This is a genomic window from Paenibacillus sp. PDC88, from assembly GCF_900106725.1.
Classification (GTDB): Bacteria; Bacillota; Bacilli; order Paenibacillales; family Paenibacillaceae; genus Paenibacillus; species Paenibacillus shunpengii.
This window is the reverse complement of the sequence record NZ_FNNT01000003.1, coordinates 179,627-191,728: the sequence shown is the minus strand read 5'-3', so window position 1 is coordinate 191,728 and position 12,102 is coordinate 179,627. Positions and strand designations below refer to the sequence as shown.

General features: G+C 49.4%; 11 protein-coding genes. 2 read left to right on the top strand and 9 right to left on the bottom strand.

Annotation, left to right across the window (positions count from 1 at the left end; translation table 11 throughout):
- Nucleotides 1-68: 68 nt before the first annotated feature.
- Together BLW49_RS11415 and BLW49_RS11410 are read right to left on the bottom strand one after the other, a co-directional pair.
- Nucleotides 69-896, bottom strand: coding sequence for an aldo/keto reductase (locus BLW49_RS11415; protein WP_305728142.1), 828 nt, complete (start codon nt 894-896; stop codon nt 69-71).
- A 259-nt stretch (nt 897-1,155) separates the two neighbouring features.
- Nucleotides 1,156-2,616 carry a MocR-like pyridoxine biosynthesis transcription factor PdxR gene (locus BLW49_RS11410; RefSeq protein ID WP_090724705.1) on the bottom strand — a complete coding sequence of 487 codons (1,461 nt, stop codon included), beginning with the start codon at nt 2,614-2,616 and terminating at the stop codon, nt 1,156-1,158.
- A gap of 149 nt (nt 2,617-2,765) precedes the next feature.
- Here BLW49_RS11410 and BLW49_RS11405 point away from each other — a divergent pair, with 149 nt between their 5' ends.
- Entirely contained in the window at nt 2,766-3,371 is a 606-nt protein-coding gene (locus tag BLW49_RS11405; protein ID WP_090725069.1) for a LysE/ArgO family amino acid transporter, read from the top strand.
- A 127-nt stretch (nt 3,372-3,498) separates the two neighbouring features.
- Here the strand turns inward: BLW49_RS11405 and moaA are convergent, their stop codons facing one another.
- Nucleotides 3,499-4,500, bottom strand: a complete 1,002-nt coding sequence (gene moaA / locus BLW49_RS11400; protein ID WP_090724703.1) for a GTP 3',8-cyclase MoaA — start codon at nt 4,498-4,500, stop codon at nt 3,499-3,501.
- Nucleotides 4,501-4,625: 125 nt separating this feature from the next.
- On the opposite strand from moaA, the gene BLW49_RS11395 reads away from it, so the two are divergent.
- Nucleotides 4,626-5,264, top strand: a complete 639-nt coding sequence (locus tag BLW49_RS11395) for a DJ-1/PfpI family protein (protein ID WP_371264550.1) — start codon at nt 4,626-4,628, stop codon at nt 5,262-5,264.
- A gap of 21 nt (nt 5,265-5,285) precedes the next feature.
- Here the strand turns inward: BLW49_RS11395 and BLW49_RS11390 are convergent, their stop codons facing one another.
- From BLW49_RS11390 to BLW49_RS11365, 6 genes are all read right to left on the bottom strand, one after another.
- Nucleotides 5,286-6,251, bottom strand: coding sequence for a 1-phosphofructokinase family hexose kinase (locus tag BLW49_RS11390; RefSeq protein WP_256209722.1), 966 nt, complete (start codon nt 6,249-6,251; stop codon nt 5,286-5,288).
- 239 nt (nt 6,252-6,490) lie between these two features.
- Nucleotides 6,491-9,691 carry an efflux RND transporter permease subunit gene (locus BLW49_RS11385; RefSeq protein WP_090724701.1) on the bottom strand — a complete coding sequence of 1,067 codons (3,201 nt, stop codon included), beginning with the start codon at nt 9,689-9,691 and terminating at the stop codon, nt 6,491-6,493.
- 49 nt (nt 9,692-9,740) lie between these two features.
- Nucleotides 9,741-10,658, bottom strand: coding sequence for a TetR/AcrR family transcriptional regulator (locus BLW49_RS11380; protein WP_177178714.1), 918 nt, complete (start codon nt 10,656-10,658; stop codon nt 9,741-9,743).
- 188 nt (nt 10,659-10,846) lie between these two features.
- Nucleotides 10,847-11,161 (bottom strand): DMT family transporter, encoded by a 315-nt coding sequence (locus BLW49_RS11375; RefSeq protein WP_076314467.1) that lies wholly within the window; start codon nt 11,159-11,161, stop codon nt 10,847-10,849.
- Nucleotides 11,162-11,512 (bottom strand): DMT family transporter, encoded by a 351-nt coding sequence (locus BLW49_RS11370; RefSeq protein WP_076314468.1) that lies wholly within the window; start codon nt 11,510-11,512, stop codon nt 11,162-11,164.
- A complete protein-coding gene (locus BLW49_RS11365) occupies nt 11,509-12,102 on the bottom strand; it encodes a TetR/AcrR family transcriptional regulator (protein WP_076314469.1) in 594 nt (197 codons plus the stop codon). Before BLW49_RS11365 ends, BLW49_RS11370 begins: the two co-directional genes overlap by 4 nt.

The following is a 12,102-nucleotide window of genomic DNA, read 5'->3' as shown; positions in this document are numbered from 1 at the left end:
GGAATCCCCCCTTCTCAGATGTAACGTCCCTGCTTATGTGCCTTAGCCGGGGTTCATCCTCTACTTTATTAGAAATTGAAGTTGTCTGGATCGGCTCCAAAACGTTCATTTTTGTTAAGTCCGTTAATCGTGTCCATATCCATAACTGTCAGCTCGAAATCAAAAATATCCGCATTCTCTTCGATTCGGCTTGGTGTAACGGATTTAGGGATTGTGATGGCACCCTGCTGAATATGCCAGCGCAGAATGACCTGAGCTACTGATTTATTATATTTATCAGCGATGACTTGGATCGTCGTGTTGTCCAGCAGCTTACCGTTGCCGAGCGGTGACCATCCCTCGAACAGAATGCCCTGTGCTTTACAGAAGGCACGAAGCAGCTCTTGAGAGAGCTGTGGATGAAATTCAACCTGATTGACCGCGGGAACGACAGTGGCATCCGCGAGCAGGTCCTCCAGATGATGAATATGGAAGTTGCAGACGCCGATCGCACGTACTTTACCATCTGCATAGAGCTTCTCCAGTGCCTTCCATGTATCTTTATATTTGCCTGCTACCGGCCAGTGGATGAGGTAGAGGTCAAGGTAATCAAGTCCGAGCTTCGCAAGGCTCTCATCAAATGCACGCAGCGTGGATTCGTAGCCTTGGTCACTGTTCCATACTTTGGTCGTAATAAACAACTCTTCGCGAGGAACGCCTGAATCCTTGATCGCTTGGCCAACGCTCTCCTCGTTCTTGTAGGCTGCAGCGGTATCAATGGCACGGTAGCCATGAGTAATCGCATGCTTAACCGCATTATAGGCTTCATCGCCTTCTTTTACCTTCCATACACCTAATCCAAACTGCGGCATTTTAACTCCATTATTCAGTGTGACGGTATCTTGTAGATGTGCAATAGTCATTGTTAATCCCTCCGCTTTGTAGTTTTGTTTGGAATTCAGCCAGATTGCTCAGCTTGAGAGGCGAACACCATAATTCATATTACACGGAATCAATCTTCTAAAACCGTTAATTTGCTCTAGTGAAGAGCATATCGTTTCGAATTCACCTGATAGGAAAGTGATGAGATTGACTCAACCCCTATTCTAAAATTTTTAACGGGTGAATAGCAAGCAGCTGCATTTTCAAAAGGCCATATAAATGGCAAAATCTTCATCAAGACACAGCGAGCTCACGCATAATTTGGGCGAGTGTTGTGATTCCGGCTTGAAGTTCAGAGAGCGATGCAAAGGCGTAGGACAAGCGAATATAATCCTGGTCCATTCGGTCATATATACTTCCGGGATTAATCAGAATCTGCTCAGCGAGCGCTCTTCGGAACAGTTTGTCAGAACGGATGCCGCTGCTGAGCCTGATCCACATATAAAATCCCCCCTGCGGAACATTCCATTCTGCCAGATCGGCACAATGCAGCTGCAACAGCTCGAGAACATAGTCACGTCTATGCTTGAGCGCAAGTCGAATCCGATGTAAGTGGACATCATGATATCCTTCTTTAAGCCACAGCTCGGCAGCATCCTGGGCAAGACTGCTTGCCCCATAATCGGTTTGCATTTTTAGATCGGCCAAACGTTTAATAACGGGCAAAGGACCTGTGACCCACCCGATTCGCAGACCTGGACTCACGGTCTTGGACAGTGTTCCCATATGAAGGACATAACCACCGGGATCAAACGCTTTGAGGGAAGGAGGAGGCGCTGTCTCAAACCATAACTCGCTATAGGCGCTGTCCTCCAATATAGGGAGCCCCGTATTTTGGGCTGTATTCATTAATTGGCTGCGTCTATCCGCGCTCATCACCGTTCCTGTCGGGTTCTGAAAGGACGGGATCGTATAGAGCAGGGAAGGGTGATACTGCTGTACATAATGCTGCACACGATCTGCTCTCAAGCCTTCATGGTCCATTGGCATGCCAATCATGCGTATACCTGCCGACTGAAAAGGATGAATCGAGTATAGATAGGAGGGCTTCTCGACCAGGATGGAAGCATTTCTTGGCAGAAGTCCAATCGCAATGAGCTGCATCGCTTGAATGGAGCCGGACACGACGAGAATCGAATCCGGAGAAGCAGTGATGCCTTGTGTCGCCAAATGAGAGGATATTGCTTCACGGAGTCCTGGGGAGCCTTGAGGTTCAAGATATCCCAGGTGATGAGCCTGTCGTCTGGCTAACTCTGCATAGATGGAGCTGAATTCAGCATTCGGAAGAAGTTCAGGTGATAATTCCCCTGTTCCGAGCCGGTTCATGGCTTTGCTAAATTCGGTATCGTTAATTTCCTGAACTTCAGGAAGGTTAGGGTAATGCGTTCCGCTCTCAGCGTAATCCTCCCAATCCGGAACCGTTACAGGCATCCCATTCCAGCCTGCCCGTGATACAATCGTCCCTCCGCCATAATTTCCTTCGATGAAACCGCCGGCTCGAAGCTCATCCAGGGCAGCGATAATCGTGCTCCGATTGACCTTGAAGGCTGCGGCCAGTGCCCTTTGAGAGGGCAGCCGCATGCCCTTGGTCCACTCTCCCTGCATAATCTTATCTTTGATATATTGTTCAATCTGCTGATACAGCGGGATGGACAGCTCAGGATCGGGCTGCCAATGGATATCCTGTGATCTCATGAGGAAGCAGACTCCTTTTGGTCATATGATGTGTAACTATATCACTTGGCTGGGTATAGCATCAACCAAATGGCTGGGTACAATTCAGCAGTGATGCTGTAGGATGAATAAGAATCAGACAAGAGAAGGGCAGGAGAACATTTGAAATGATGCAGGAAGTCATAATCCATGCGGTGCTATTGGCATTTGGGCTTATATTGCCGCTGGGAGCTCAGAACCTATTCATCTTTAACCAGGGAGCAACCCAGTCGAGATGGATCTACGCTTTGCCTTCGGTCATCACGGCGGCAATATGCGATACCATCCTTATTGTACTTTCGATTGGGGGCTTGTCCGTCATCTTGGCGGGGCAAGAGGGGCTCACTGATTTTATTTATATTGGGGGCTGTGTGTTTCTCTTATACATGGCTTGGACACTATGGCGGTCAGACAGCAGGCAGGGGGCCGAGAGAAGAGCCTTGTCTCCACGCAGACAAATTCTCTTCGCGGTATCCGTATCTGTCCTTAATCCGCATGCCATTATAGACATTCTGGGAGTAATCGGTACGAATTCTCTGGAGTATGAGGGAACCGAGCGGATTACGTTTACAATCGTAACCATACTTGTTTCGTGGTTATGGTTCATCCTGTTGTCTGCAGCAGGGAGACTCATGGGCAGATGGGATGAGAGCGGTAAGATCTCCTTTTATATGAATAAAGTCTCCTCAATGACAATGGCATTGCTGGCGTTATATATGCTGTACAAGATTGTCTGAGGCGGCTGCAACCATTGAGAATTCAGTTGGATCTCTCTGGTATCTGCTTGGCATAAGGAATAGATTCGGCGTATTTATAAGTTAATCAAAAAAAAGGGGATGGTCACTGGGACCATCCCCTCTCTATTTATCCGCCAATTTGAGACATTCGTCGAACGGTCGGTGTATGACTCTGTGCCTGCTGCTCCAGGGCGAGCGCCATCTCGTGGTTCTTCGGCTTGTTGCCGAGGGCCTTCAGAAATAACGCTGCTGTCGCCGCTGGATCTCCGGCCACCTTACGGACATTATATTCATCAGACCAGTAGAGACAGGCCTTGATATGTCCATCTGCTGTTATACGCAGCCGGTTGCAGTTATCACAGAAGTGATCACTGACAGGGTGGATCAGGCCGAAGGTGCCCTGGGCTCCCCGAAGCTTGCGATATTCGGAGGGGCCATTCCCGTTCGGACCCGACGTGTCCTCTACTTCCCAGCCTGCTTCGGTACAGGCATTTAGTACCGTAGACAGCGGAAGGTAGGATTTGCGCCATGAATCATTGGCATGACCTATCGGCATATATTCAATAAATCTGACATGAAGCGGAGCATCCTTGGTCAGTGCAATGAAGTCCTTGATCTCGTCGTCATTGATGCCCTTCATCAGTACGACATTCAGCTTGATGGGATCCAGCCCAGCCGCTTGGGCAGCTTCAATGCCGCGAAGGACTTTGTTCACGTCACCGCCGCGTGTAATCATGGAGAAGCGATCCTTGCGCAAGGAATCCAGACTAATGTTAATTCGGGTCAGACCGGCGTCCTTCAGCAGTTGAGCTTTTTTCTCCAGAAAAATAGCGTTCGTTGTCAGGGCGATATCCTCGATCCCGTCAATCGCGGATATCATGGCGACCAGTTGTTCCAGATCTTTGCGTACCATGGGTTCACCGCCAGTCAATCGGACTTTACGAAGACCCATAGGTGCAAGCACCCTCAGAATTTGCGTAATTTCTTCAAAAGTCATAATGTCCTCATGAGGCGCGAATTCCATGCCTTCCTCAGGCATGCAATAAACACAGCGTAAATTACAGCGGTCCGTAACCGAGATTCGTATATAATCGTGAATCCGGCCAAAAGGATCTTGCAGCAGTTCCATTCCAGATCCACCTTCCTTTAACGAATAATATTATACGCTTTGTAAAAATCAATCTATAATATTACCATAGCATACAATGCCCGTTCATTTATAGACAAGGATTTTCATTTATGAGGAGTGGAAGTGTGACTGTGAATCCGATACAGGTAGGTATTCTGATATTTGATGATGTAGAGCTGCTCGATTTTGCGGGACCGCTTGAGGTGTTCTCTCTGGTCGCTACGACGAAGGCGAGTGGACAAGATTACTTGCTGGAGCCTTTTCATGTGACGACGATCTCGGAGCACGGGGGACAGGTTGCAACTCGGAACGGTCTCAAGGTTATAGCAGATTACAGTCTTGAAGCTGCGCCTGAATACGATATCTTGATTGTTCCTGGAGGTTATGGCACGCGCAAGCTGGCACAGAATGTTAAGGTTCTTGAATGGATTCGCCAGCAGACCACGAAGGCGAGCTGGGTGGCTTCCGTATGCACAGGGGCATTTGTTCTTGCCGAAGCGGGCCTCCTGGATGGCAAACGCGCAACCACAGGCCAAGCGAGCTTGGAGCGGATGCGCATGACGTACCAGGATCAGGATATTCATATTGAAGATCGCGTCAAATATGTGGAGGACGGAAAGATCATCACTTCAGGCGGAATCTCGACCGGTATCCCGATGGCCTTGTATCTCGTTGAGAAGATGCTGGGCATCGATGCAGCCCTGACTGTCGCAAGAGATATGGAATATGATCTTACCTTGTTCGAAGATAGAAATTTAGCATAAGCCTCATATGGAAACAGGAATTCAGCTCGAAATGAGTTGAACTTCGATCTGCTGCTCCAATGCTTCCACATCAGCAGGCGTTACGATCCCTGCCATCTTATGAAGAGCTGCTGCTGTACCGCAGGCGGCTCCGTGCTTCAGAATAGCAGGCAGATCGCCTTCGTGCTGAAGGGAAGCAGCAACGAGTCCTGCGACCATCGCATCCCCGCTGCCAAGAGGGCTGACGATGCGTACATTTGGAATCGTAATGCGATATACTGCCTCTCGTGTAGCAGCGAGAGCGCCCTCTGCACCGAGCGAGACCACAGCGAGTCCTGCTCCGGCTTGAACAAGCATACTTGCTGCAACCATCGCGGTATCCGGGCTCGCTACCGGCATCCCGGCGAATTGGGCTGCCTCATCGGCGTTCGGCTTCACAAGATCCGGGCCGCCAGCAAGCCCTGCCGCCAGTGCCGCACCGCTCGCATCGAGCGCGGTGCGCGCACCCTGCGCCTTCGCCAGCTGAATCAGCTCGGCGTAAGTACCGGGCGGGCAGCCCTCCGGAAGGCTGCCCGAGAAGATGACCCAGGCGGAGTCCCGCGCCAGGGTCTCTACCTTGCGGCGCATCGCCGCAAGCTCATCGCCGGCGATACAGGGCCCCGCCTCGATGAGCTCGGTCTGGGTGCTCGCCACAGGGTCGAGCACCGTAATGGCAAGCCGCGTTTCTCCGGCCGCGGCTGCCACGGGGTCTGCTGCAATCCCTTCGGCCTGCAGCAGATCCAGCAGTTGCCGGCCCGTGTGTCCGGCAACAAATGCGGCCACGCGCACCGGAAAGGAGAGCGCGTGCAGTACTCGGGCGGCATTAATGCCCTTGCCGCCCGGTACGGTGACCGCGCTGCCGATGCGATGCACGCGGTCCAAGGCATATTGCGTCACGGTGTACACCTTGTCCAGTGCCGCGTTTAGCGTAACGGTGGTCACCACGCCGTTTCGATACACATCCTTCATTTTTTTACCTCCTTATGTCCGAGCCTCGAAATCAGGCTGGATTATTGTCGATTTCTTGCTCTGCGTAAAGTTTTTTCTTCCCTTAACACTATACTTTACTCTTCCTTTCTCATATAAAAAAGCTCCAAGAAACAGAGGAGACCCTGTTCCTTGGAGCTAACATGACAGATTGATCGTTCATAATGCTGCTATATGGGCTTGTTCTAGAATGAAATGTTTAGATTAAGCTCATCTGCTCATTAATCGTCAATCCGTTTTTTCTTGAACTTGGACAGAATTTCATACACAATCGGCACGATAACGAGTGTCAGCAATGTGGAGCTGATCAGACCGCCGATTACGGTAACGCCAAGTCCTTTAGAGATAATACCCGCGCTGTTTTCCCATCCGAAGACGAGCGGCAGAAGCGCACCAATGGTCGCAAGTGCAGTCATCAGGATCGGACGAAGACGAGTGGTTCCCGCTTCAAGCAAGGCTTCTCTAGTGGACATTCCTTCATTTTCTTTATGAATAACACGGTCGATCAAGACGATCGCGTTCGTGACTACGATACCAATCAGCATCAGTCCGCCCATGAGGGACGATACATTGAGTGTCTCGCCTGTAATGAGCAATCCAACAAGCGCACCAATAACGGTGAACGGCAGGGAGAACAAGATTGCAAATGGAGCTAGACCTCCGCCGAAGGTTACAACGAGTACGAAATAGACAATGGCAATCGCCGCCAGCATGGCAAGGCCAAGCTGTGAGAAGGTCTCATTAATCTGCTCAGTTACACCGCCGAATTCAACATGAACGCCTTCTGGCAGCTCCATATTGTTAACGGCTTCCTCTACAGTAGCTGAAGCAGCACCAACGTCAGCGGACAGGATGTTTGCTGTTACCTGTACCACAGTCTCCCCATCAATCTGCATAATGGATGCCGGGGTTGTTCCTTCTTCTACAGTAGCCACTTCACTGATTGGAACCTCAATTCCAAGTGGGGAAGTAAGAGTTTCTTCTTCAATTTCCTTAATACTTGCGTATTGCTTTTCTTCTGTTTCGATATACACGTTATAGTTCTTGCCGTCAACTTCAACTTCGGTCAGGACAGGACGCTCATTTTGCGGAGCAAGCGCCATCGCCAGTTGACCTGCTGTCAGGCCAAGGGAGCTCAGTTTTTGCTGATCGGCTACAAGTGTATATTGATCATAGCCTTCTTCAAGGGTGGATTCTGCTTTTTCGAAGTTCTCAGTATCCGCCTTAACGACTTCGAGAACGTCATCTGCGACAGGCTTAATCTGTTCCACATCATCACCGAAGATGCTGACGGTCAGTGTGTTTCCACCCATGCCGGCTGCCATATCCAGAGTGGACCATTCACCTTCTGGCACACGCTCCTGAAGTCCTTCAATGATCGGTTCTGTTGCTTCAGATATACTTACGCCATCTTCAAAGATCAGGTAGAAGAGACCGGAGTTGGACGATCCGCCCATCGCTGCCATCGGGTTACCGCCGCCTACGGAGTACTGCATGCTCTTCACGCCTTCAGAATTCAGGATGAATTCTTCGACTTCAAGTGTACGCTCTTCAACCGTTTCCTGTGTTGCACCTGGCTCTGGGCTGTAGGTTATCAGTGTATAGTTGGTACCTTGTTCAGGGATGAAGCTGGTTCCAATGAAGCGGGTCAGGAACAAGCTGCCTACCAGCAGGAGTACAGCTGCAATAATGGTAATGGACTTGTGGTTCAGCGTCCAATTCAGAATTTTCTTATATCCGCCAGCCATTTTGCCCGGCTTCTCATCATGATTAACCTTGTTCTTAAGTCCGCCTCTGAAGAGGGAATGTGCCATTGCCGGAACGATTGTAATCGCCACAACCAAGGAAGCCAGCAAGGCAAATACCATCGTCAATGCAAACGGCATAAACAATTCACCGACCATACCGCTGACAAGGGCAAGCGGAAGGAACACGGCAATCGTAACGATCGTTGAAGACATGATCGGAACGAACATTTCACGCGTCGCGGAGAGGATCAATTCACGACCCTTGAGCTTCTCACCGGAATGTGCCAGCCGTCGATATATATTCTCGATAACGACAATGGAGTCATCGACAACCCGGCCGATCGCTACAGTCATCGCACCCAGGGTCATGACATTAAGCGTGATATCCATCAAGTTCAGTACTGTAAGTGCAATAAGCAGAGACAGTGGGATGGAAATGACGGAGATCAGCGTTGAACGCCAGTCGCGCAGGAAGATCAGAATAATAATGATCGCAAAGAGTGCGCCGTATAATGCTTTGGAGAGCATCGTATGAACGGAATCCTCAATCGGTTGACCTTGGTCAAGCAGAAGATCCAGGTTGATGTTATCGTACAGTCCTTCAAGGTCAGCAGAAGCGTCCTTAATACCATTGACTACATCAACAGTATTGGCATCATTTGCTTTTACGATGGAGAAACCAAGAGATTCTGCTCCGTTGGTACGAGAGATCGACTCGGCCTGACCGATAACTTCTATTTTAGCAATTTCACTAAGCTTAACAGTAGGTATTCCTGCTGCGGCACCCGCACCAGCACCCGCGCCCGCACCAGCGCCTGCACCAGCACCCGCGTCAGCACCCGTACCAGCGCCTGCACCAGCACCAGCACCAGTACCTGCACCAGCGCCCGCATCAGCACCCGCGCCTGCACCAGCACCCGCACCACTAGGGACAGCTGGAATTTCAATGTTCTCCAAATCTTCAATGCTAATGATGTTGCCGTCTACAACGACAGCCTTCTCGGCATCATCCAGGTTAAAGAGTCCGAGAGGAGCGCGCATAGAGGAAGCTTGAACGATATTTTGCACCGTTTCTTGGGTAAGTCCAAGCTCTGCCATCTTGGCATCATCGAAATTCAGTGTTACTTCTCTCGCAAACTGACCCGAGATTTGAACGGAAGCAACGCCATCCACGTCCTCGAAGGCAGGGGCGATGTCATTCTCGGCAATACGAGTCAAATCCTCCAATGATTCTCCGTTCTTTCCAGACAAGCTGATGGAAGCAACAGGGAAGGAGTTAATGCTGAATTTGGAAATGCTCGGCTTCTGTGCATCGTCTGGAAGCTGAACATCATTCAGCACCTCGCGTACAGCAGCCGTCGCGTTATCCAGATTGGTTCCATAATCGAATTCAATATTAACGGAAGCAACATTCTCCATTGAGGTTGATGTGATATTCTTGATCCCCTCAACATTACGGAGTGTTTCTTCAAGCGGCTTGGTCACTTCTTCGACGACAGCCTCAGGGGCTGCACCTGGATATACGGCATTGACGCTCAGGAAGGGTACGTTGATATTTGGTATCGTTTCCTGCTTCATCGTGAGACCGCTGTACAAGCCGGTGAAGATCAGGATGATCGTCAGAATCCAAATCGCTAATTTGTTTTTTAGCGAGAAGTTTATAATTCCTTTCATTCTTAAGTTTCTTCTCCTCTCTCTTTAGCACAAAGTTGTAAGCATGTTTCTAGTCTCTCCACTTCAAATACATATCGAACACTTGCTGGAGCTCTTGGACAAGCTCTTGAACGTCTGTCACCTGCTTCAGATTGGCAATCATGCCGAGAATAATGGCACGTCTGGGCTTAAGCTCAAAGAACTCGTCTTCCAGTATAGAAAGCGAATCAAGCGTGTCCTCACGCAGGCGCTCCTCCAGTACATCGCTGTTCCGAACCGCATGCCTGATTTCCTTGATGAGGAACAGAGGGTGTTTTTTGGAGTCGTACTTGTGAAGATTTTCTTCCATCCACGGAAGCCATAAATCTTTTGGAATAAAAGGCTCACGCTGATCGCGAATTTTGGCCTCAGCAATAATATCCAGCGTTTCAACCAAATACTCGGCCATCCGGTGGAGATGAATGGATAACAGCTCCGTAACAATCAGCTTCAAGTAAGATCCCATCATACTGTGAAGCTGAAGCGCAAGATCAACCGAGTAAGGAAGCACTTCTGGACCATATATATCGACCATCTTCTGGCTGAACAATTTCATGGCGTGGGCGAGCATGCCCTCGGGCCATTTCTCCAGAGGAAATCCTTTATCTCCCCGGTTCGCCATATCCAGCATCTGAGCAATGAAGAACTCTCTGAGTTCAAGGAAATTCTCCAGCAGAATTTCAATTTGTCTGCGCAGCTTATCGCGTGGAGGCAGCTCGCGTTCCCGTTCCACAACGGCAATCTTGTCGTATATCGTTTGAATGCAGTAGCTGACCACACTTTCCTGAAGCTCTTCCTTGGATTTGTAGTGGAGATACAGTGTCCCTTTGGAAATGCCGCACAGCTCCGCGATCTCCTGCATAGACGTTGCAGCAGGGCCTTTCGTAGAAAATAGCTGCAGTGCAGCGATTAGAATATGTTTTTTCTTATCCGTGGTTGAGTTCGACAATAATAGGATCACCTCTTTTCAGAACTCCCCGGTTCTTAATCTGACTAATGGGTCAGAAAAATTATATCTTAAAAAAACAGGAGAAACAACTCTTTGAATATGTATTGTGCTCGTCACAAAGTATTTTGAAAAAAGACAAGGGTGCATCAGGAAATTTCTCCTGTAACACCCTTGTCTTTCACTGATTCTTAACCGATCAGCTTTAGTCCGACAGCGGAGCACAAGATCATTGCAATAAACAATACGCGCTTCGCTTCTTTAGGTTCCCCAAAAATGAACATTCCAACAATAGTACTTCCGACGGTGCCAATTCCGGTCCATACAGCATATGCCGTACCCATAGACAAAGACTGCATTGCATAGGAGAGGAGGGAGAAGCTCAGCAGGAAGCTTACGCCCATCAACAGGAAGTATTTTTTTCCTTTCCCCGATGACATGCCTTTGATCCCAATAACACCAAGTATTTCACTCAGACCTGCAAAAATAACTGCTGCCCATGCCATTTAGGTCAGACCTCCTTTCGTTTCTTGCTTCGACGATTGATCCGTTACCAGCTTGAGTCCGACTACACCGGCTAACAATAGTGCGATTAAGAGTACTTTGGATAAGCGGAAGGGCTCTCCGAACAAGAGCATTTCCGCAATGACGGTACCTGCGGTACCCAGTCCAGTAAATACGGCATAGACCGTCCCGACAGGCAGCCGCTTGGCAGCCTGAATAATGAGCCAGAAGCTCACGGCAATCGATACTACAGTAGCAATCCACTCCAGCGGTGTTTCCGCGTGCTTTAGGCCAGAGACCCAAATAACCTCGATGACTCCTCCGAGGATAACAAATAACCAGTTGCGATTCATGAAGATGACTCCTTTGTATGAAAAAGTTGAAGACCATGCCAGAACACGGGCCAGGCGGCTTCGACACGTTTCTGATAACGCTCCATGCCCCCATAGAGCAGCTCAACAGTCGTGCCGTCAACCAGCGTCATATAGCTGATGGCGATTTGAGCTGCGTGAGTGCGTTCATAAGATTGGCGCACCAGAAATTTGGCGAGCACTCTCTCCAGGCCATCCAGAAACGGATACACCATATGACTAACCTCATAATTCAGGGATGCCGGCGGAAAATAGCTGACTCGCATGAGCAGCTTGGCGGCGTCCTGAGATTCGAATTCTTTCCCAAACCAATCGAAGAACCCATGAAGGCATTCTTCAAGCGTACTATGCTTATTGGACTGCTCCTGAAAATAAGTCAGGATTCGTCTGCGTTCCAGCTGGAACACATACTCCACGACATGGATGAACAGGTCGTCCTTATTTTTATAATGTGCATAGATCGACGGCTTCTTGATTCCGACTTCATCCGCAATTTTGCGGAGGGAGGCCCCTTCATAGCCCTCGAGTGCAAATTGACTTAGCGCGGCTTCTTTTATCTTGTCTGAACTCAT

Bases quoted from the DNA above. Each gene is read 5' to 3' on its own strand.
- BLW49_RS11410 (WP_090724705.1), bottom strand. From the start codon at position 2,616: ATGAGATCACAGGATATCCATTGGCAGCCCGATCCTGAGCTGTCCATC.
- BLW49_RS11405 (WP_090725069.1), top strand. From the start codon at position 2,766: ATGCAGGAAGTCATAATCCATGCGGTGCTATTGGCATTTGGGCTTATA.
- moaA (WP_090724703.1), bottom strand. From the start codon at position 4,500: ATGGAACTGCTGCAAGATCCTTTTGGCCGGATTCACGATTATATACGA.
- BLW49_RS11390 (WP_256209722.1), bottom strand. From the start codon at position 6,251: ATGAAGGATGTGTATCGAAACGGCGTGGTGACCACCGTTACGCTAAAC.
- BLW49_RS11385 (WP_090724701.1), bottom strand. From the start codon at position 9,691: ATGAAAGGAATTATAAACTTCTCGCTAAAAAACAAATTAGCGATTTGG.
- BLW49_RS11375 (WP_076314467.1), bottom strand. From the start codon at position 11,161: ATGGCATGGGCAGCAGTTATTTTTGCAGGTCTGAGTGAAATACTTGGT.
- BLW49_RS11370 (WP_076314468.1), bottom strand. From the start codon at position 11,512: ATGAATCGCAACTGGTTATTTGTTATCCTCGGAGGAGTCATCGAGGTT.
- BLW49_RS11365 (WP_076314469.1), bottom strand. From the start codon at position 12,102: ATGAGTTCAGACAAGATAAAAGAAGCCGCGCTAAGTCAATTTGCACTC.